The organism is Actinomyces sp. (assembly GCF_030530635.1).
Classification (GTDB): Bacteria; Actinomycetota; Actinomycetes; order Actinomycetales; family Actinomycetaceae; genus Actinomyces.
Genome location: NZ_JAUMUL010000022.1, coordinates 1 through 21,928, shown reverse-complemented (window position 1 = coordinate 21,928; position 21,928 = coordinate 1). Strand labels below are relative to the sequence as shown.

Below are 21,928 nucleotides of genomic sequence, written 5' to 3'. Positions count from 1 at the left end.
TCATTCTCCATCCGCAGCTTGTAATTCTCAGCCTTCATTCTGGCCAGTTCCTGCGCCTCGGACTCGCTCGTGCGCTCCTGCTCCACACCGTCCTGCTTCCTGTATTTAGCGACCCAGTTTGCCCACGGTCTGGGCCACCAGCCCATAAGAGGCGGCAACCGACGCAATCGACCGGTCTCCCTCCACCGCCTCACGGGCCACCTGCTCACGAAACTCCTCGGAGTACTTCGCCTTCGTCATGATCATCATCCTAACTATCAGATCACAGGGAACGGCAACCATCCCCCAAGTCCAAAAACAACCTCGCGTTCCAATAGCCAACCGCTCGCGCAAGGTGACCAACCGTCAACCCAAGCACCACCACAGCCGCGCAAGTGCCGAATAGGCAGGCAATAGGAACTGACCTCATGGCAAGACAACTCGAATCGGCACAGCCCTTGCCAACGGATAGCAGCCCAAGAAAGCAGCTATCAGTACCAATGCTGTTGCGAGGCGGCGCCCCCGCGCGTCCGAATACGCCCGCGGGCCCTTTGAGCAGGACGCAGTTGGGTGAACTGGGTTCGCACATTGTCATATATCCCATCGTCAGTGTCACCGGTGAAGGTGATAAGCATTGCGAAAGGGATCGCGGTAGGTGAATTGTCACGCCGCCCTCCCCTACGGGCCATGTAGGAGATCTCGATACGTGGCTCATACAACTCCGAAGCATAGAACTCTTTAGTCTTGAAGCGCCGCATGGTCTCCCATTTACCGGACTCACGCAACTTCCCCTCTGGAGTATTTCGCCCGAGGGGCTCCAAGGCGAGGGATACGGGCTCCTGAGAATATGTCCAACCTGACTTAATACGCATGTCATCCTCCGCACTATCGAGGTCTAGAACCGCCGCCTTCCCGCCGCTTCCTCGTGGTGGGCGGAAAGTATGACGCCGAAGGTGAGGTCTCAGCACGATGCCAAGTGCCGCTCGCGTGTACTCTGTCACCTCAGTCGGGTCCACCGGTGTTACATAGGCCAGAGTTACACGCATACATACCTTTCCTACGAACGCATCCGGGACGGGTATGCGGTAGGCCATATAATCACCCCTGGCGATGCTATCCACATACAGGGTAGTAACCTCATTCCCAGCGCAGTCAAATACCTCGTCGTAGGACAAGGGCTGGCGACCATACCCGAGTTGATCTCGGAACTTATGGTGGGATCGATGCGATTCGGCGAAGTGGACAGCGAATGCGCGCAGTACGGAGACGTTGACTCGTGGCAGACGCGCGGCTGCCTGCGCGAGTGCGTGAGTAGTCACTGGCGCGGCAAAGGATGTGCCCATCCTGTCATCGAAGAAGCCATCGGCCCGCAATACATGGAAAGGATTATCCTCGGTACCGCCGAACTGAACACCGAGCGGCTGGATACGAGCACCGTACCGACCGGGACCAATCGACGAGTACGGGGCTCGGTTCCACCCTCCATCGGGAGCAGGGCTATCGCAAGCGCCGACTGACAATCCGTTGACCATGTCGGCAGGAGGTTGCACACGGGGAGATGCTGTACTTCCGCTGTTGCCGGCAGCAACGACGAAGAGCGTGCCGTTGTCCCATGCCAAACGGTCCAGTTCGCTTGTCCAGCGGTCGGGTTCGGTGTCGTCACGTACGGATCGGGCCGGACCGAGACTGAGATTGACGATGTGATGCCCGGATGTGCGAACCGTCTCGACGATCCGATCGAGCACCCAATAAGCGTCGAGATCGGGCCAGGGAGTCGGCAGAACCCGATAGGAGTCGACCGACATTGAAATCCGTTGTAGTACCTCGCCGGGCTCCACCTTACCATACAGGACCGCTCCGGTGACCCCGGTGCCATGCGCCAATTCATTCGGATTGGCGGGTTCATGAGTTAAGTCCGTTGACGTATCCGGTACAACTACCGGAGTTCCCCCTTCGTTAACGTCCACACCACCGTCGAATACCGCAATACGAATATCGTCTGAGATTGGCCCAGAAGAAGGCTGACTAGGAATAACGGGGAACGCCCGCGTGGCACCTCCGCCCGGCCTGGAGCGAAGCCTCGGCATGGGGCGCAGTACGCGCAATGGATTGAATATGGATAGATCCTCAACTTGGGAACGCCGTATACGAATAGGAACGAACGTAAGTCCCCCGACTTCACGTTCAAATTCATCGGCGACACTGCCTCCACACTTTCTTACCAGTGATCGCCACCGCTCCAGCGTCTCTGCATCCGTTGGATACGGTCCGTCTTTCAAGGATCCTGCGGGGTGGAGGACGGCCTCCCAGGTCAGTACCTGTTCATCCGGGATGCCCTCGGGCATGCGGAGAACTTCCTCATACGAGGGAAGGGATATGTTCTCAAAGTAGACGATCTGATTGATCGCATTTTGCTCGGTGCGTGTGCGGGCGGTAGCGGTCATCAGATCATGTAACGCATCTATGCCGCGGTCGGGTACGGCCAACACAATGCGTCGCGTCGGCTGATCAAGTTCCGTCTTGGACGGGGTGCGGTAAGCACCCCTATCGGGGCGGGAACCCACCGGTTCCGCGTCGATAGCTGCGAATAGGTCTGCCGGGAAGTAGCTGACCGCCAGGTAATTCGGCAGCAGCTTGGCCTCTATGTATACGCGCTCCGGCGCGCGGTAGGCGTCCTCAAGCCTATGGATCTGATCTTGGATCTGTTCTACCTGGGGCTTGAGCACGCGTATTGCTTCCTCAAGCGTCTGCGGATGGAACTTATCGCCTCCACCAGACGGTGGGCGTTCAACATTTTCAATCTTGAGTGCCTCTCCCCGGGTGAGCAGGGGACGCGGCTGGGGCTGCGCACTTGTGGGTTCGCTCATCGTTGAGCCTCCTATACCGGGCGATGGCCTTCGAGACGGTCGGGTGCGTCACGCCGCACATGGCGGCGATTTGTCGCTTCGACAGGTTCAGCTGATGTTCCATCTCATAGAAGAGTCTGTCACGTGACCGCCCGTGACGGGGCGAAGTCCGAGCGATCTCTTCGAGAAGGGGCTGATGAATCGGACGCGCTTCCAATACCGCACGTCGCACAGACAGTGTCCACATCCTAACCAGATCCGATCCCGTCATCCCCTCGGTGAGGTCAGCCACTAGGCAGGTCAAGTCGTCGTCGACCCGTCCGTCGGCCAACGACCGGAGGATCTGGCGTCTCTGCTCCCGGCCCGGTGACGAGTAGTTGAGAGTCCTCTCGAATCGTCGGAAGACCGCGGAATCCAGCAGATGGGAGTGATTGGTGGCAGCCAGTAGCAGGCTCGTTGCGGGCCAGCGGTCCAGCTCGACCAGGATGACGTTGACGATCCGCTTGAGCTCACCAACATCGGCATCGTCGTCGCGGCGCTTGGCGATTGCGTCGAATTCATCCAGCAGCAGCACGCACGGGCCGGAGCGGGCATATCTAAGCACCTCACGTATGTTGCGCCCAGAGTTACCCAGGTAACTGGAGACCGCCGAGGACAGGTCCAAGCTCACCAGGGGCAGTTCCATCTCCTGGGCGAGCCATTTGGCGCTCATCGTCTTGCCTACGCCCGGGGGGCCGCTCAACAGCACCGTGCGGGTCGGTTCGACGCCCTCCTTGCGAAGCTCATCGGCACGCGCGTACTCGGACACGATCGCCCGCAACGAGGCCATAAGCTGGGAGTCCAGGACGAGCCCGCGCCCATCGGGTGCGTCTTCGACATCCACCAGCGGCTGGAGAGTATCGGGCTCGCGGGGAACATCTGATGACCCCAGCCGCAGTCCGGCATCGGTTGCCAACGCCAGGTGTACTGCGTGCCGGAAGGCCGATGCGTCTGACACCTCCCGGGGGACACTCCGCATCAGACGAGTGGCGAGCCTGCGCACACCGGGGTCCTGGCCGCGTGTGCCGGCTCGGACCAGATCTACAACCGCTCGTTCGAGGTCCCCAAGCAGCGGTGTGTTGGCTGCTGTGCTCATGATTACCATCATAAACCAGGATTAATCGCCGCCATATCCTTATATGCGGTAACTTTGCTTTACAAGAGCGTCATCTTTACCACTTCAGGGCGAGGATGCTGCGCAGCCTCCCAGTCAACCGACAGTCCAGCCACTCCCCAGACGGCGCCGTGAGCGGCACCCTCCCAAGGCCGGTCTCCCGCCGCGGGCCCGGTTAGTCGCAGCGGGCCTCGGGCGCGGAGCATGCGCGCAATCGCAGTCGCAACTCGCCGGGCACGCACACGGATATGTACAGGCGCGGCCCGTCCACCGCGTCAGTGCCGCCCACATGACGCAGCTCCTCGCCGGGCTCATACAGGGGCGGCGCAGCACACGTGTCTCCGGCGATGCCGATCCGGAGCGAGCCTTCTCCCTCGCCCCAGGTCACCTCTTCGCCGTCGGGGATCCATACGTCCTTCCCGTACCGGGTGACCCCGCTGGCGGGAAGGTCCGGCAACGCCACCTCCAGACACACGTGGGTGCGGGGACCGCGGGTTTTCACTGTGAGATCCACGCCGTCGGGCCGGGGCAGCACCACCACCTCGGTGCTCAGGGTCACCGCGTCCCGCTCGCGCAGGGAGAAGGCCATCGCGGCGGCGAAGCGCCCCTCATGCTCCAGGGGGTAATCGCCTCCTGGACGACGCAGCCCATCCGGAAGCGGCTGATAGTAGTACGCCGTCGCCTCCTCACTGAGCAGGTATCCAGCCACCTCCGCCGTGCGCAGGCGCCTGATCCGCTCCGCCCGGAAGGGGCCCAGGCCGAAGAATGCGCGCGAGAGCCGCAGCGACCTGATTTCGACGTCGCCCACCCAGGCGTGCAGAAAAGTCGGGTTACAGGCCAGTCCCGACGCCGCACGCCTGAATACCGGCCAGTCCGAACCGCCGTTGAGGCACAGGTATTGGCGCCGACGACGTCGCACGACCAGTCCCGACGCGAATCTGCGCTCGTCGTCGCCCGGCGCTGCCGGCTCGAGCAGCGGTGCGGTGCAACGCGGGTCCAGCAGCGCGTTGCTGAGTTCGTCGCCCGGATCCGGCACACCCATGCGCCAAGCACGAGCGCACCACCAGGCCAGGTCCCGGCGGTTCCTGGTGACACTCGCCAGCCGCAGTTGGTGGTGGAACACACTGAGCGGGACGGTGTGGAACTGGTCCTGCCTGCGGGAATGAATGGTCTCCACGTTTCCGGACGGATCGGTCATGGCCACCACCGCTTCAAGATTGCGCACCACGACGTCCTCCAGGTCCGGTCGGCCTAGTTCTCGCGCCAGTACCAGCAGGCTCCGATTGGTGACGTGGGCCGCGTAATTGGCTGAGCGTTCGGAGTACTGCCCGTCGGGGTCGACGTCGATGCCCTCACTCAGCCACTGGTCGATGCGCGCGCGGCGTTCCGGATCCGGGCTGCGCGCGTCCAGCTTGGCCAGGGCCTGGCACAGCTCCCAGCGGTGGTTGGGCGTGTGCACGCCGCCACTGCGCAACGGCTCATCCAGCCATTCCACACAGGCATCAAGAGTCTCCTTGAGTCGGCCGATCAACTGCTCGTCGACGTCGGGGCCTGCGGCCGCACCTCCCGCATCCGGGGGCGGGTCGAGGAGCCGCAGCGTATCGAGCACGTCGTTGGCGGTGAAGGCGGTATCGGGCGGGGACTGGAGGTTGCCGCCGTCGAACAGTCCCGTCGGCCCCTGCGCCTCAAGCAGTGCCCGCCCCATCCGGGCCGCTGCGCAAAGCAGTCGACCTTCTCCGTTCATCCTCGCCCCGGGCGCGCGATAGCACGCGGTCAGTACCTTGATCAGACGGGCTAGCACGCGGTGGGACGGGCTTGAGCGCAGAAGACCGTCCAGCTCCCTCAGCACGCCCGCCGCCTGCCGCTGCGCCAATGCGGTTACTTCGGCGAGGTAAGTCATCGCGGGATCAGTCCTTGATTCCTGTGCTCAGGTCCGCGCCCATGATATTGCGCTGGAAAATCAGGTATATTACCAACAACGGCAGGATCGAGATGATCGATGCCCCTAGAAGGACCGTCCAGTTGATGTTCTCCGCGCCGACGATCGAGCGCAGCGCCACCTGCAGCGTGAACTTGTTCTTATCGGAGATGACGATCAGCGGCCATATGTAATCGTTCCAGCGCCACTGGAAGGAGAAGATCGCCAACGTGAGCACAATCGGCCGGGACAGCGGCAGCATGATGCGGAAGAAGGTGGAGAACTCGCCCGCTCCGTCCAGCCTCGCCGCCTCGAGCAGTTCATTGGGCACCGTCAGGAAGAACTGCCGGAACATGAACACGCCCGTGGCCGTCATGATCGAGGGCATTACCAGCCCGGAAATACGGTTGTACAGACCCAGATCACGGATGACCAGGAACGTCGGGGACAGGATGACCTCCGTAGGCAGCATGGTGGTCATGAGCAGGGCGATGAACAGCACCTTGAGCCAGCGGTTGGAGTACTTCGCCAGCGCATAGCCGGTTGCGGCCGAGACAATGACCGTCAGCACCGTCGTGGTGGAGGCGACGATGAGGGTGTTCTTGAAGTAGGTGGCGAACTCGAATCGGGTCCAGGCCTGGGTATACCCGGCCAAAGTCCACTGCCGGGGCAGGAATGACAGGGGGAAGGAGAACAGTTCCCCTCCCGGTTTGAATGAGGACAGCAGGAACCACAGCACCGGAAAGCCGTAAACCAGGGCGACCAGCCACATCGCGGCGGTGAGCAGAGGAGACTTCCGGGTGTGCGCGACCTCCTGCTCGGAATGTCGCCTCGCCCGGCCGCGGGCACCGGGCTGCTGCCTCCCGGACATTCTTGACGTTGGCCCCGCCGACCGGGTTGGCCGGGCCGGCTGCGTCGTCGCCGTCATCGTGCCTCCCTGCGGTTGTTCACGTACAGCTGGGCCAGGGACAGCACCAGGAGGATGACCATGAGGATCATTGAGGCGGCGGATGCGTAGCCGATCTTCGCCTGGGAGAAGCCCGTGGTGTAGATGTACTACACGATCAGGTTATTGGCGGTTCCCGGCCCGCCCCCGTTGACCGCCTGGACCATGGCGAACTCCTTCATCGCACCGAGGGTTGCCAGCAGGATCACCATGAACGAGGTCGGGCGTATCGACGGCATGGTCACGTGCCAGAAGGTCTGCCACGGGGTGGCGCCGTCGAGGGCGGCGGCCTCCTTGAGACTGCGGGGGACGTTGCGAAGGGCGGAGATGAACAGCAGCATGGAGAAGGCGGTTCCGGCCCAGGCGCCCGCGAAGACCACCACCATCAGTGACAGGTCGGCGTCAGTCTGCCATTTGGGCCCCGTTCCTCCCATTTGGGCGATCAAGTAGTTGATCAGTCCGAAGCTCTCACCGAACAACCAGCGCCAGATTACGCCGACCACTATCGGCGAGATCAGCCACGGCATGAAGAACACCAGCCGCGCCAGGGACCTTCCCAGCACGCGTTCACTGGTGAGGAACACCGCCGTCAGCAATGACAGCACATAGGTAAGCGGCACAGCGATGACCGCGTACTGGAAGGTGCGCGCCAACGCACCATAGAAGTCCTCGTCACCGAACAACTCCGCGTAGTTGGCCAGTCCTACTATCTCGTAGCTCCCCCGCCCACGGTAGTCGGTGAAGGAGTAGAACAGGCCCGCGGCCGCCGGCCATATGAAGAAGACCGCGTACAGGCCAATAATGACGGCGGTGAATACGAGCGGCTGCCATCGGTAGGTTCCCGGGGACCGTCGCCTCCTGAATCCGCCGGCATGCTCGGTGCCTCCCGCCGCACCCGTCCGGCCCCGGTGCCGGTCGCTCATTGTCGCCAACATCCTCGAACTCATCCGAGTCCTTGCGCCTGGCCCGCAGCGGGTCAGGACACGCCGCCCACCTGCTCGGTCAGCTGAGTCTCAATGGCAGTGATCTTCACGTCGACGTCCTGTTCACCACCGAGGTACTTGATCACCTCGTCGCGCAGGGGGTCGCCGTCCATCGTCTTACCGGCGTTCTGCCACTTCAGTTGAGAGGCGATCTGGTATCCGGCCACGTCAGGCGCGGCGGCGATCTCGTTGTTGTAGACGTCGAAGGCCTCCTGAGCGAACTCATAGTCCACCGCGAGTCCTTCTACTGACGGCAGTGCGCCGGCGAGTCGACAGTACTTCGAGTAGGGCTCCTCACGGTACATCCAGGAGATGAACTCCTTGGCCGCCTGACCATGTCCGTTGGCGTCGAACGCCACCATCAGGTTGGTGCCCAGGTTGGTGGCCCGGGTGGGCTGGGCCGGCATATACACCGACGCCCATTCGAAGTCCGTGATGTTGGCGTTGAAGTCGGCCAGTTGCCAGACGCCCGAGTAGTAGGCGGCGACCCGCCCAGACTTGAACAGGGCGGAGGGATCGTCCTCCGACAGCCACACCGAGCGGGGCATGGTGGCGTCGTCGTTCATACCGCGGAAGAACTCCAGGGCGGTACGGGCCGCCGCATCGGTCGTGTACGCGCCGTCTTGACCCTCGACGAAGCCCTCGGAGCCGAACTGATAGAGGAAGGAGCGCAGCCGGTGCGACGTACGGTCCATCACCAGCCCATAGGCGGCTGCGGTCCTCTCCCTGACCCGCGTGACCGTCTCCACGAACTCGTCCCAGGTCCAGATGTCCCCCTCACTGGTGGGATAGGTCACGCCGCCCTGCTCGAACAGGGTCTTGTTGATGAACAGTCCCACCGCCGTGAGCGCCGCGGGCAAGGTGGTGACCCGATCCTCGTCGTCGGGCACCAGCAGGCTGCTCATAATGCCCCGTTCGGAGGCGACGTCGGCCAGATCCACCAGATCCTCAGAGAAGGTGGGGTCGACCGAGGGAATCCGGCCGATATCGGGAAGATCGTTGGCCAGGGCGGCATTGACCAGCTTAGTGTTGAAGTCGTCATAGGCGACGTCGACGATCTCGATGTGGATGCCGGTCTCCGCCTCATAGTCGGCGGCGAGCGCGGCGTAACCGCCTCCCTCATTGGCGTCACCCGAGAGCCAGAAGGTGAGTGTGTCGGTTTTCTCCTCTCCGGAGGAGGATCCGCCGGAGCCGCAGGCGGCCAGAGCCAGCCCGGGCACGGCGAGCAGAGCGCCCCTGGTGAATGAGCGGCGTGTCACCGGGACCGACCCGGCAGGCAGAGAGATGCGGAGGTGGGTGCCGGAAGATGGGGGTGCCGTGTACGGCTGCGCCTTGACGGGCGTGGGTGATCTCCTTCCCTTCATTGCAAACGAGATCTGGTGACAGCGTAGGATGGATGTTCCAATAAGTCAAGTACTGATCTACTTCGATAGTTTTGCCTCTAATGAGTCATGATCGAACTTCCGTGCGTGCCTTAAAGTTCATGGCGGACCGAGGTGCCCCGGGTTTCACTGTGCCAACCGCGGAGCATGGAACCTGAAGCCCTGGCAGTGCATCTCATGCGGACCGGCCACCGGACAGGGAGTGCATCCATGCAGCCGGGACGTCTACACGCCCATAACAGTTGGAGGAGTCCGAATGCTCTTGGGAGACGACGCACAAGCTCTGCCGTCGAACCGACGCGACCAGATCCTCAAGCGCCTCAAGCTCCGGGGAAGCGTACGCACAGCGGCGCTGGCCGAAGAACTTGGCGTAACCCCCATAACCGTCCGACGCGACATCAACGAGCTGGCACAACAGGGCCTGGTCAAGCGCGTGCGCGGAGGGGCCCGCCTCGCCGTCGACCCGCACTCACCCACGCTGCTGGAAGCGGGCACGACCATGGGTTTCATCGCTCCCTCACTGGACTTCTACTGGCCCAGCATCATCGAAGGGGCCAACCGTGCCGCCGATGAGATCGGCGCCCGCATACTGCTGCAAGGGTCCACCTTCTCCGCCCGCGACAACCTGAGCCAAGTCAAGCAACTGGTGGACCACACGCAGCTCGACGCGCTCGCGGTCGTCCCCGATGTGGAGTCCGCAGACAGCGACCGGCTGATCCAATACCTTGAGCAGTTGGACATGCCGCTCGTCCTGGTCGAGCGGGAGGCGAAACCGCGTTCTTTCATGTCACGCGGCTTCGACTCCGTCGTCGCAGATCATCACCGGGGCGGAGAGATCAGTGTGCAGCACCTGCGCAGTCTCGGACACCGAGGCATCGCTCTGCTCCTGGACAAGCCGATCCCCTCCCGACACGCCATCGCAGCCGGCTGTGCGCAGGCGCTGAATGCGGAGAGCCTCGAACCGGCCATTCGTTGCGACACCACCCAGGAGGAGGGCGGCACCCGCCTGGCACGGATCAAGGACTTCACCGCGCACTGCACCGCCAAGGGTGTCACCGCCATTGTGGTCCACTCCGACGAGGCCGCTCTGTTGGTGCTGGAGTGCCTCCTGGACTCTGGCGTCTCGGTTCCCGAGGAGATGTCGGTCATTGCCTACGACGATGAACTCGCCGCTATCGCTCGTCCCGCGCTGACCGCCATCGCACCACCCAAGCAGGCGCTCGGCAGCCACGCCATCCGGACTCTGGCCTCCAGGCTGACATCCCCGGAGGTGCCGTGCACACACCTGCGCATCGAACCCACCCTCATCGTCCGCGACTCCACCGGCCCCGCACCCTTACGGCAGTAGCGGCCCTTCCGGTTAGCGGCATGAGTTTGAGGGCTCTTCGTGTTTGGGGGTGTTAGCGCCTGTGGCCGAACTCGTCTACTACGCCGGTTCGTGCTCTACTACGCCGGTTAGGTGTCTGCTGAAGGGCTACGAAGCCTTCACCACAGGTCTAACCGGCGTACCCAACGCCGAAGGGGCGTACCCAACGCGATCCCCGTCCACGGCCCGCAGCCTCGGCACCACCAACTAGCGCAGGCCCGCCACCAAACCGCAGAGCCCGCACTCCCAGCACCGCGGGGCTCCGCACTCCCAGCCTCTCCACGCCACTGTGGTGGTCGTGGCGGGTCTGGTCGCCGGGTCCCCGGCCCTAGGCCCCCGAGCCCCGCGCACAGCGGGGCACGAACGCGATTCGGGCCCAGGCCCCACTTGGGGGCCCAGGCCCGAACCAGCCAGGGATCTTGCGTTCAGGGACCGGCGTTCCCTGCCGACGTGTATAACTCTGCCAGCGCGCAATGATTACAACATCGGCCATTCGGCGGTCCGATTCGGCTAGCCAATCGACGGAGACCCACCCGCCAATCGGCCAACACGTCCCGCCAAGACCGGCAGATCCCGAGTATACGGCTTGTTTTCAGTCGTTTCTCGGTCTGCTCCGACGCGGTGCGCGGCGATGTTCCAGGGTCCGCCTGGTACGCTCATTGCGCCCCGTTCGAGGCAGATCACACTAATAGAACTACAGGTTGACACCGACATGACTGATGTCCCGCCCCCGGAGACCCCGGAACGCGCCCAGGCCACGTCACCGGTCGGCATCCCGCGCATTGGCGTCACCCCTGTGGTCGGCAAGCCGCCGTCGGCCACTCGCGATGACGCCCCAACTGCGGCCCCCCGCACCACGGCGCTACTGGTGGACGCCCCCGAACGACGCCTGCGCCGAGCCGAGGATCTGCTCGACCTGTCCATCGCCGCGCTGATCCTGGCCTTCATGATCATCCTGGCGGCCTACGCCCACGCCACCACCACCGGCGTCACCCTGGACGTGCAGAACGCGCTCGCCGTGGTGCTGCGTCGTGTCCTTGTCTTCCCCCTGCAGGCCATTGAGGGCCTGATTACCTTCGTGGTCCCGGTGGCCGTGATCATGCACAACCTGCTGCGTCGAGCCTGGCAAACGGCCGGCGAGGCGCTGCTGGCCGGGGCCGGTGGCTTCATCCTGGCCTGGCTGAGTCTGTGGGCGCTGGACACCTGGGGTCCGGCCGTACTCGCCTCCGGCCTGACGGTGACGGCCTCCGGCACGGCCCGAGTCGGCATCTCCACGGTTTTCGCCACCTTGGCCGGTCTGCTTACGGGCGCCGGTGAGCGGCGTTCCTCCCCGGTCATCCGCTATACCTGGACCGCCGTGTGGATCGTCGTGGGCCTGGCTGTGCTGCGTGGCGCCATTACGCTGCCGGGCGCGGTGATCTCCATCCTGTTGGGCCGCCTGCCGGGGCTGGCGGTGCGTTACGCCTTCGGGGTGGACGACACCAGCGCCCACGGCGTCGCCCTGGTGCGGGCGCTGCGTCGGGCCGGCATTGATGCCGTCCGGGTGGTCCGCATGGACCGCGCTCCTGACGCCCGCGCCTGGACGGTGGAGACTCAGGCGCCGCTGGGTTATACCGAGCGCGTCCGGGAGACGCCGCTGACCACCCCCACCGGGCTCGACGACGCCGCCACCACCGCTGACGACCCCGCTGCGCCCACTCCGGCCGCGGCAACGCCCGCACCGCAGGCGCCCGCGCCGGTGCCGCCGGAGGACACCTCCACGATTACGCCCGCCGACGACGTCGATCTGGCTGCCGTACTGGCCGAGGCCTCCTCCGCGGCACTGGCCGACGGGAGACTCTCCGTCCACCGCATGTACGCCGTCTGGGACGGCGCGGGGGTGCGCCGCGACGTGACGGTCCTGGACGCCGACCGTCAGGTGGCGGGTTTCCTCACCACTCTTTGGGACCGGGTGCGGGTCAAGGGTTTGTCTCCCGAACGGGATCTGTCGGTGCGCACGGCGGCCGAGCACGCCGCCCTGATGATCCTGGAGGCGGGGCGGGCCGGCGTGCGCGCGCCCACCCTGGTTGGCATGGCCGAGGCGGACGAGTCCGTGCTGCTGGTGACCGACCACATCTCCGGCGCCCGCGCACTGGCGGACCTGGAGGAGGTCGGCGATGACGTGCTGACCGACCTGTGGGATCAGATCAGTCGCGCCCACACGGCCGGACTGGCCCACCGGGACCTCGATTCCGCCCGCGTCATCGTCGACGACGCGGGCTCGGTGTGGCTGCTGGGCTGGGAGTCGGGGGAGACGATCTCCTCCGAGCTGTCCCGCCGGGTCGACCTCGCCCAGCTGCTGGCCCTGACCGCGGCGCTTACGGACGTCGATCGCGCCATCGCCGCCGCCTCCCGCTCGCTGAGTACCCAGCAGTTGGCCTCTATCGCCCCGATGCTGCAGCGGATCGTACTTCCGGCCGCTACCCGTGAGGCCATGGGCCGGCGCGGCAAGGTGTTGCAGGAGCTGCGCGACGCCCTGGTGGATCTCACCCCGACGGCGCATGCGGAGCCGGCCAAGGTGACCCGTTTCTCTCCGCGCACGGTCATTATGGCGGTCGTCGGGCTGGTGGCCCTGTGGACGCTGCTGGCACGCCTGAACATTGAGCAGATCACCGACGCCGTGGCGGGCGCGAATCTGTGGTGGATGCTGGGGGCGCTGGTCTTCTCACTGGCCACTTACGTGGGAGCGGGGCTGACGCTGGTGGCCTTCAGTCCGGTGAAACTGCCCCTGTGGAAGTCCACCGAGGTGCATCTGGCCTCTTCCGTGGTCGCTCTGGTGGCGCCGGCGGGTGTGGGCGGGGCCGCCATCAACTTGCGCTTCCTGTCCCGCAAGGGGGTGCCGACGGCGATCGGCGTGGCCACGGTGGCGCTGGTGCAGGTGGTGCAGTTCGTCGTCACCATAGTGCTGCTGATCATTGTGGCGGCCACAACCGGCCAGTCCACTAGCCTCACTCTGCCCAGCGGCTGGGTGCTGGTGATCGCCGTGGCCCTGGTTGCGGTTGTGGCCACCGCTCTTTTCATTCCGAAGGTGCGCAGTTGGGTCTGGGAGAAGATCGAACCGACCTATCGGCAGGTGTGGCCGCGACTGGTGTGGGTGATGTCCAATCCGGTGAGGCTGGCGCTGGGTGTGGGTGGTTCCGTGCTGCTGAGTCTGAGCTACATCCTGTCCTTCGGGGCGAGTCTGTGGGCCTTCGGGCACACCCTGTCATTCTCGGTTCTGGCGATCACCTATCTGGCGGCGAACACGGTCGGTTCTGTGGTGCCCTCCCCCGGTGGTATCGGCCCGGTGGAGTTGGCGTTGACCGCCGGCCTGGTCACTGCGGGCGTGCCCAACGGCGTGGCACTGTCCACGGCGATCGTCTACCGCCTGGTCACCTTCTGGATTCCTATTCCTGTGGGCTGGTTGAGTCTGCAGCGCCTGCAGAAGCACGCGGACCTGTGAGGCGCGCCCGCGCCCTGCCGCTAAGACTCTGATAGGAGTCCGCTAAGAGCGACGCCATCCGCCGAACGGACCAACCGTTAGGGGGATGCACGCGAAGTGGCTTGCGACAATACTTGGGGCGATGCATCCTTGAAGGAGCCCTGATGTACATTGAGGAGATTCTCGCCATCGCAGTCGGCAGCATGGTAATTGCCGTCATCGCCTTTCGCGTGTCTCGCCGCCGCTACCGGAAGTACCTGATGGCCAGGGCGGCGGTGGGGGGCACCATCACCGATGCCGCGCTGCTCAACGCGCTCCGGGCCATCATTCGCACCGTCACCACGGCGGTCGCCGGCGCCATGGCGTGGACCGTAGTGCTGCCGTTCGCGCACCAGTTCTTCACCCTTCCGCAAACGCTCATAACCTGCGGGGCCATTCTCCTGCTGTCCACCGTGCTCGCCTGGATATACGGCAGATACGCGGTACTGGCCGAGCTGGCCCGCACCCGTCACCTGGAGCTGCCCCAGCGTCCGTGGCTGTTCCCGGACAGGGTCCGCTTGTGATACACCTTGCCCCTGCACGCCCCTTCGGCCCGGCCGGCCGCCCGCACTCCTCCGACCGAACTCCGGCAACCCGAGCGGACCTGCCACCTGACCTCCCCCGCAATATCCCTACAGGAGCCCCATGTCCTCTCCCCGCACCACCGGCTGGTCCCTGCTGCTCATAGGCTTGGCCCTGAGCGCCCTGGCCGCCCACACGCACGCCGGCTGGCTGTGGCTCGTGGCAATCCTGTTACTGGTGGTCTCCATGGCCGCCCTGGCGGTCGGCTTCGTCAACGACGGCGATGCTCCCCCGGACGAACCGTGTTCCTGAGCCCGGCGGCGGGCTCGGCAGCCGTTACGCAGACGGAGTTGCCTTACGCGGGCGAGCAGGCTGAAAGGCCGCGTGCAAGCCTCGGCCGTACCATCTCCCGCCGCCATCAACCACCTCAATCGCAACAACCTGCCGAGCCTACGCCTCCACCCGGCTTGTTAAAGTGATATTGCAGGGCAACGAGGGGAGAGGAGCCATGGCCGAACTGGGCGAGGCCATCGCCTCCACGGTGCTGCGCGCACGCACCGCCCTCCTGCGCCCACCCGAGCCCCTGCCCTCTCGCCGCATCTACGTGATCATCGGAGCGGTCGTCGGAATCGGGAACTTCGCTGCCAACTGGGCGATCCGCAGCATACCCGCTCCCATTGATATGGTCTTCATTGTGGTCGCAGCCGTCATTGTGACGCTTCTCCCCCTGCACCCCCGGCCCGGGGTACTGGTCTACCTGTGCTGCTGGACCCTGCTGATACTTCTTCCGAACACCGACCTGTCGGACATGCTTTTCGCCAGCGTGGCCTTCGCATTCTTCCTCGGGCGTTTCTTCCGGCCCTTGCCGGCTTTTTCCTGGTTTCTGGCAGCGCTGTTCATCGAAATACTCATCCTGACATCCTCGGGAATCTCCGGCGCCGACCTATCCAATGCCCTGGGTTCGACCGGATTCCTCGTGATTCTAGGGGCCCTCCTGATCCCACTCGGCGCGCTGGTGCGCTTCATCGAGGCCTCCCGCCTGGCCGATGCCGAGCACGCGGATGCACAGTTGGAAGAGATGCGCCTGGATATCGCCCGCGAGATGCACGACCTGGTGGCCTACTCCATGTCCCAGACCGCGCTGCGCGCCCAGCGGGCCGCGGCCGATGCCTCCTACCCGGCCGCTGCCCGCGACGAGTTCGCCGCCCTGGAGGCCACCGCCTCCGACGCCCTGCACGAGCTGCGCCTGCTGCTGCGCACCCTGCGCCAGCCCGCCACCACCCAGGAGCCTCCCATTGCCACCGGAACCGGCCTGGGCGGGGTGGTCACCGATCTCGCCACCGCGGTCAGCGCCGTCAGTGCCGACGTCTCCGCCGCCGGCTTCGAGATCACCTACCACTGCCGGGGCGAGGCCGCCCTCACCCGCATCCAGGCCACCACCCTGTCCCGGGTGGCCCGGGAAATGGGCGCCAATATCATCCGCCACGCCGATCCCGGCGCCCCCGTCACCATGACCCTGTCCCTGGGGCCACAGGTCATTCGCCTGGTAGCCACCAACCGCGTGCGCGCCACCGACGCGCATCTGCCCCGCTCGGGCACCGGCCTGTTGGGCATGCGCGAGCGCCTGGCCACCATCGGCGGCACCCTGACCACACTTGCAGAAGACGGCTCCTGGATGGTCACCGCAACCGTCCCCGTGGCCGAACCCCGTAACATCCCCTCACCTCCGGAGAATCAGCCATGATTTATGTAGGCATCGTCGATGATGACCCGCTCGTACGCCGCACCCTCGCCGATCTGCTCACCAATGAGAGCATTGAGGATATTCAGGTGGCCTGGTCCGCCCGTGACGCCCATGAGGCCCTCGACTACCTGCGCTCCCAGGGGCCGGAGTCCGAGGTACAGGTGCTGCTGCTGGATGTGCAGATGCCGGACCTGGACGGCGTGGCCCTGGCCAAGATCCTGCGCCGTGAACGCCCGGAGATCGCCATACTCGTGCTGACCACCTTCGTGGCCGACTCGGTGGTGGACCGCGCCCTGGCCGCGGGCGTGCGCGGCTTCATCGCCAAGGAGGATCCGGTGGAGACCCTGGCCGCCAGCATCCGGCACGTCGCCACCGGCAACATGGTGCTCTCCCCCACCTCCTCCGCCATTATCACCGCCAAACCCGAGCGCCGCCTGGCCGCCTCACCGGAGCCCCCGAGTTCACCGGCCACGGCCGCCGACGTGCTGCCCCCCGGGGTCACGCTGTCTCCCCGGGAGGTGGAGGTACTCGCCCTCATGGCCGAGGCGCGGACCAACAAGCAGATCGCCCATACCCTGGGCGTAAGTGACGCCACCGTCAAGACTCATGTCTCCACCCTGATAGCCAAGCTGGGGGTGCAGGACCGCGTCGGCGCGGTGGTCTACGCCCTGCGCACCGGCCTGGTCTGACATCCCGGGCGCCTCCGCCGATCGGCCTAGCCATATGGACGATACCGGCGCGCACGAAATCCGGAAACATGGGCCAAGATCTAGCTGCTATCGCAGCATCTCCTCTTACAGAAAGAGTCTCACAGTGATTCTCATTGACACCGCAGGCAAATTCTCATGGAATGTCTTGGCCGCCATTGGGTACCGGAACAACTCACGCTGGTGGTGACCCTCGACGCTTGAGTTGCGGCGCGGCCCGGACTGGATCCGGTGCCGCGCCGTCGTCGTCTCCCCGCCGGGCCTCCATCCCGGCCTCCCCGGTCACCCTCCACCGGGCTTCCACCCGACTCCCGCCGCCGTCTTGGCCCACCCGGCGCCATCCCACTTCGATAGGCGCCTCCAATAATCCCCCGATCGATCCACCCAGATGGCCGATCACTGACGGACGCTACCAGTGTGTAATACGTGCCGTTCTAGCAACGGCCGAGCATGCGACTTACAAGCTCGTTCGGTCCGCGCACTCGTAACCCGTATCGGCCCCGGGCCGATCCTTCTTCGGAGCACACACATGAACTTGAGCACCACGCGGCAGTCGCGGCGTCAACAGGGGGCACGCATCGCCTTCTCCAACACTCAGAACCACGACTGCACTCGTCGGCCCGGTGAGAAAGCTGAGAAAGCGAAGAACTCCATGTCAGTGCCCGTCACACCAACCCGCCGCAGCACCGCTTCCCCCGCGCTACTGTCCCTGTGCGACGAACCGGAGATCCAGTCCGTCCTGGACCTGCTGTCATTCATCCAGAACCCGCGGCTGGCCGATCTGCGCGTACTGGAACTGTCCTGCGGGGCCGGCCCCGTCACCCTGCCCGTAGCCGCCGCCGGCCACCGCATCCTGGCCACGGACTCGCGGAGCGAATCGATCGACGTGCTCAACGCCCGCATCAGCGATCTGCGCAGTGCTCGACCGGCAATCGCCGCCCGAATCGAGACGCAACGGCTCGACATGACCGACTTCCAGTTCACCGAGAAGTTCAAGGCCGTATGCATCCCCTCCGGCGCCATCACCGCCCTGCCCCCCGAGCAGCGCCGCGAGACCATCCACCGGGCCACCACGCACCTGATCCCCGGCGGCCGCCTCATCCTGTCCGCCGAACACGTGCGCCCGGAGGCGCCCGCCAACGCCACCTTCACCGCCCGTCCCGGCATCACCCTGACCGAGCGGATCGACCACGCACGCCGTCGGCGTCGGGTCACCCTCACCCGCGGCCAGGAGACCCGCACCCGCGACCTCTTCCTGGTAACACCCCACGACCTGCTGCGCGACTTCGAAGAGGCCGGCGTCACGGTGGACTACCGGCACTTCATTCCGGACGCCCGCCGCCCCCACCACACCAATATCGTCTTCGGCACCGTCAAGCTGCACTGAAGCTCCGAACGGCGTCCGGCAAGCCCGCGGGCGCACCAGCGCCGGCCCGGCCGACCGAGTCGGTAGGCTCGCGTCGATGACTTCAGTTCACGCCCGTCCTAAACGCCCGCCCACACCGGCCGACCACGCACCCGCGAGACCGGTTGGTCGGCTGTCGGCCGCCCTGGTGGTGGGCGTCGGCGCAGCCTCCATGATCGTCTACTCGCTCGGCCAGTGGCGCGCCATGGAAGTGCCCAGCTGGGATCTGGCGATCTTCTCCGAACTGGCCAAGGCCTACTCCCGCCTGCAGGCACCGATCGTCCCGATCAAGGGCGAGGGCTACAACCTGCTGGGCGACCACTTCCACCCGATCCTCGTCCTCCTGGGTCCGGTTTGGCGGCTGTTCCCCAGCCCCTTGGCCCTGCTAGTGCTGCAGGACCTGCTGCTCGCCGCCTCGGCCTGGCCGCTGACCCGGCTGGCGACACGGCTGCTCGGCCCGCCGGTGGCCACGGCACTCGGCCTGTTCTACGTATTGTCCTGGGGCCTGCAGGGAGCGGTCGCCTCCCAGTTCCACGAGATCGCCTTCGCCGTGCCGCTGCTGGCATGGGCGTCGGTGGCCTTCGTGGAGGGGCGCTGGCGCAGTTGCGCCCTCTGGCTGGTACCCCTGGTACTGGTCAAGGAGGATCTGGGACTCACCGTCTTCATGGCGGGCCTGGCCATCGCCCTGCGCGGCCGACTGGGAGCACCGCAGCAGCCCGCCCGCCGCGGCCCGGCATGGTGGCGCGCCCTGAGCACCACCCGGCTCGGACTCGCCCTGGCCCTGTTCGGCGTGGCCGCCTTCCTGCTCACGGTCGGGCTCCTCCTGCCGGCACTGAGCCCCTCGGGAACCTGGGAGTACGGCCTTTCCGGCGACGGCAATTCCACCGGGCTGATCGCCCGCCTGTTATCCTCCGAGGTCAAGTTGCAGACCCTGGGCATGTTGGCGTGCACCGCCGGCCTGATCGGACTCGCCTCACCCTGGATGACCCTGGCCCTGCCCACCCTCGCCTGGCGCCTGCTGTCCTCCAACGAGTTCTACTGGAGCTGGCAGAACTGGCACTACAACGCCGTGCTGATGCCGATCGCGATCGGCGCCCTGCTCGACGTCGTCGCCCGCATCCAGGCGCGCCGCCCCCTGCCCGAAACCGGCCCCGCCGACTCCGCCGAACTGGCCGAACCCGACGCCGAAGAACCCGCCGAACCGGCCGGCCGGACCCCTCCGAGACGGCCGGCCGTGCCCATGTGGGAGCAATGGGCGATCGTCCTGGCCATCCTGGTGCCCCTCACCATCGGTATCACCACCGCCCGTGACCTGCCGCTGTGGGCCCTGCTGCGCCCCGACTACGGCACGGCCCCCACCCGCGCCGCGGCCGCCGACCAGGTCATGGAGCTGGTACCCGACGGGGCGAGCGTCGTCACCGACCTCGGTCTGCTGGCCTACCTGGTCCCCGACCACACCGTCTACTGGATCGGCACCGCCACCGTCGACACCGACTACGTCGTCATCGACTCCCACTCCTCCGCCTGGGGCGGGAACCCGCCCACTAACGCCGCCGAATGGGCGACCGACAAGTCGACCCGGGGATCCACCTATGAGCTGATGCTGGAGGTCGACGGATACCAGGTGGCCCGGCGGGTCTCCTGAATCCCCGCGCGGCACCCGTCAAGCACACGGGGCGCGCAGAACTGTGCCCCGGCACCCACGCGGCGCCCCGATGGGTAGAACTACCCGTCGCCTGACCGCCCGGCTCGTGGGATGAGTATTCCCCGCAATCGCCCGGCATGTAACAATTCCGGTGTAAACCCAGGGGACCTCGAGCGGCTGCCCCGGCCCGGAAAGGCGGACATGTCCCTCTTCATGTGGTGTGCCGTCATCGGCTGCGGTGCCCTGGTGGTGTCCTTGCTACTCGACGGCCTATTGGACGGCCTGGATGACCTGTTCTTCGACGGCTCACTGCCGGTACTGGCCTGCGCGCTGGGCGTGTTCGGCGCCGTCGGCATGGGAGTACAGGCCCTGGCGGGCGAGCGCGGCAACACACTGATCCTGATCGGCGTCCCACTCGCAGTCGCCCTCGTGGCCGGGGCGGGCACACGCGCCGTGTGGCGCCGCCTGCGCCGATCCATGCCACGCAACGCCGTCCCCCTCACGGCCGGAGAACTGGTCGGCACCGAGGTGCGCGTGGTGTGGTGGAAGGACGGGCGCGGTGAGGTCATCGCCACCTCTCGGGGGCACCAGGCCACCCTGCCCGCCCGCTCTGACGATCCCCTGCGGGGCGGCACCATCGCCTGGGTGGTGGATGCCGGTGCCGATGACACGCTCGTCGTCGGACGCGTCGACCCGCCCACAGTGCCACCGGCACTGCCGAACCGCCCCGTAGCACCCACCGGGTGACCCGGTCCCTGCCGCCACCGCACCCCCACGATTCCCGAAACAACCATAAGAACACCCATAGAAAGGGGCGTAATGCTCTACGCCATCATCGCCGTCGTCGTACTGGTACTCCTGCTGGCCGCCTACATGCTCTCCCGGGTAGTCGTGGTGCCCTCCAACATGACCGGACTGGTATCCGGCTCCACCCGCAACGGCGAGGTCAAGATCATCCGCCCCGGTGGGCGCGACTTCGTCCTGCCGATCATCCAGTCCATCCAGTACCTGCCCTTCACCCAGAACACCATCGGCTTCCAGGTGACCGCCGAGGACGAGAACAAGATCAACGTCTCCGTCTCCGCCGTCGCCGCCGTCAAGGTCGGTGACTCCGACCAGCAGGTGCGGGCGGCCGCCAAGCGCTTCCTGGGCAAACCGAACACCGACCAGGCGATCGCCGACTCCTCCCGCGACGCCCTGATCGGCTCGCTGCGCTCCATCATCGGCCACATGACCGTCACCGACCTGATCTCCGACCGCGACGCCCTCCAGCAGAACGTGTTCGACGACGCCAAGTCGGTCATGGCCAACATGGGCCTGGAGATCGACGTGCTGCAGATCTCCGAGATCACCGACGCCTCCGGATACATCGACTCCCTGGGCGTACCCGAGCAGCAGCGCGTGGAGAAGGACGCCCGCGTGGCCCGCGCCAACGCCGAACGCGAGGCCAAGGACGCCGAGGTGTCCTCGCGCCAGCAGATCGCCGAGCGCGAGCGCGACCTGGCCCTGCGCCAGGCCCAGCTCAAGGCTGAGACCGACAGGGCCCAGGCCGAGGCCGACTCCTCCGGCCCGCTGGCCCGCGCCGCCAAGAAGCGGGAGATCGCCGTCATCGAGCAGGAGGCGGCCGAGGCCCAGGCGGCCCTGACCGAGCGCGAACTGGACTCCACGGTGCGTAAGCCCGCCGACGCCGCCCGCTACCAGCGCGAGCAGGAGGCCGAGGCCGCCAAGGCCGAGTCGATCCGCCGGGCCGAGGCGGAGGCCGAGCGCACCCGCCTGGACGCCGAGGCCCAGGCGCAGGCCACCGTCGCCCGCGCCGAGGCCCAGGCCCGCGCC

At 65.8% G+C, this 21,928-nt stretch carries 17 protein-coding genes; 10 read left to right on the top strand and 7 right to left on the bottom strand.

Annotated features, from left to right (window positions below; all coding sequences use genetic code 11):
- Positions 1-105: 105 nt before the first annotated feature.
- From Q4A20_RS07020 to Q4A20_RS06990, 7 genes are all read right to left on the bottom strand, one after another.
- Positions 106-240 carry a transposase gene (locus Q4A20_RS07020; RefSeq protein WP_303121709.1) on the bottom strand — a complete coding sequence of 45 codons (135 nt, stop codon included), beginning with the start codon at positions 238-240 and terminating at the stop codon, positions 106-108.
- Positions 241-470: 230 nt separating this feature from the next.
- The gene (locus tag Q4A20_RS07015; RefSeq protein ID WP_303121707.1) at positions 471-2,846 is read right to left on the bottom strand and encodes a S8 family peptidase; all 2,376 of its coding nucleotides are present in this window, start codon (positions 2,844-2,846) and stop codon (positions 471-473) included.
- Positions 2,776-3,960, bottom strand: a complete 1,185-nt coding sequence (locus Q4A20_RS07010; protein WP_303121705.1) for an AAA family ATPase — start codon at positions 3,958-3,960, stop codon at positions 2,776-2,778. Before Q4A20_RS07010 ends, Q4A20_RS07015 begins: the two co-directional genes overlap by 71 nt.
- Before the next feature lie 193 nt (positions 3,961-4,153).
- The gene (locus Q4A20_RS07005; protein ID WP_303121704.1) at positions 4,154-5,878 is read right to left on the bottom strand and encodes a hypothetical protein; all 1,725 of its coding nucleotides are present in this window, start codon (positions 5,876-5,878) and stop codon (positions 4,154-4,156) included.
- A 7-nt stretch (positions 5,879-5,885) separates the two neighbouring features.
- Complete coding sequence (locus Q4A20_RS07000; protein ID WP_303121701.1) at positions 5,886-6,767, bottom strand: carbohydrate ABC transporter permease; 882 nt, start codon at positions 6,765-6,767, stop codon at positions 5,886-5,888.
- Positions 6,768-6,952: 185 nt separating this feature from the next.
- Positions 6,953-7,765: a carbohydrate ABC transporter permease gene (locus Q4A20_RS06995; protein WP_303121699.1), complete on the bottom strand. Its 813-nt coding sequence runs from the start codon at positions 7,763-7,765 to the stop codon at positions 6,953-6,955.
- A gap of 53 nt (positions 7,766-7,818) precedes the next feature.
- Positions 7,819-9,084, bottom strand: coding sequence for an extracellular solute-binding protein (locus tag Q4A20_RS06990; protein WP_303121697.1), 1,266 nt, complete (start codon positions 9,082-9,084; stop codon positions 7,819-7,821).
- 379 nt (positions 9,085-9,463) lie between these two features.
- Between Q4A20_RS06990 and Q4A20_RS06985 the strand changes: the two genes are divergently transcribed.
- From Q4A20_RS06985 to Q4A20_RS06940, 10 genes are all read left to right on the top strand, one after another.
- Positions 9,464-10,555, top strand: coding sequence for a substrate-binding domain-containing protein (locus Q4A20_RS06985; RefSeq protein ID WP_303121695.1), 1,092 nt, complete (start codon positions 9,464-9,466; stop codon positions 10,553-10,555).
- 730 nt (positions 10,556-11,285) lie between these two features.
- Positions 11,286-14,054, top strand: coding sequence for a lysylphosphatidylglycerol synthase transmembrane domain-containing protein (locus Q4A20_RS06980; protein WP_303121693.1), 2,769 nt, complete (start codon positions 11,286-11,288; stop codon positions 14,052-14,054).
- A 143-nt stretch (positions 14,055-14,197) separates the two neighbouring features.
- Entirely contained in the window at positions 14,198-14,596 is a 399-nt protein-coding gene (locus Q4A20_RS06975) for a hypothetical protein (protein WP_303121690.1), read from the top strand.
- Between the two features lie 121 nt (positions 14,597-14,717).
- Positions 14,718-14,906: a hypothetical protein gene (locus Q4A20_RS06970; protein WP_303121689.1), complete on the top strand. Its 189-nt coding sequence runs from the start codon at positions 14,718-14,720 to the stop codon at positions 14,904-14,906.
- Positions 14,907-15,102: 196 nt separating this feature from the next.
- Positions 15,103-16,338, top strand: coding sequence for a sensor histidine kinase (locus Q4A20_RS06965; protein WP_303121687.1), 1,236 nt, complete (start codon positions 15,103-15,105; stop codon positions 16,336-16,338).
- Entirely contained in the window at positions 16,335-17,027 is a 693-nt protein-coding gene (locus Q4A20_RS06960) for a response regulator transcription factor (protein WP_303121686.1), read from the top strand. Before Q4A20_RS06965 ends, Q4A20_RS06960 begins: the two co-directional genes overlap by 4 nt.
- 547 nt (positions 17,028-17,574) lie before the next feature.
- Positions 17,575-18,432 (top strand): bifunctional 2-polyprenyl-6-hydroxyphenol methylase/3-demethylubiquinol 3-O-methyltransferase UbiG, encoded by an 858-nt coding sequence (locus Q4A20_RS06955; protein ID WP_303121684.1) that lies wholly within the window; start codon positions 17,575-17,577, stop codon positions 18,430-18,432.
- Between the two features lie 76 nt (positions 18,433-18,508).
- Entirely contained in the window at positions 18,509-20,095 is a 1,587-nt protein-coding gene (locus Q4A20_RS06950) for a DUF2079 domain-containing protein (protein WP_303121681.1), read from the top strand.
- A 201-nt stretch (positions 20,096-20,296) separates the two neighbouring features.
- Positions 20,297-20,842: a nodulation protein NfeD gene (locus Q4A20_RS06945; protein WP_303121679.1), complete on the top strand. Its 546-nt coding sequence runs from the start codon at positions 20,297-20,299 to the stop codon at positions 20,840-20,842.
- Between the two features lie 72 nt (positions 20,843-20,914).
- The coding region (locus tag Q4A20_RS06940) for a flotillin family protein (RefSeq protein ID WP_303121677.1) at positions 20,915-21,928 on the top strand (1,014 nt) is incomplete at its 3' end.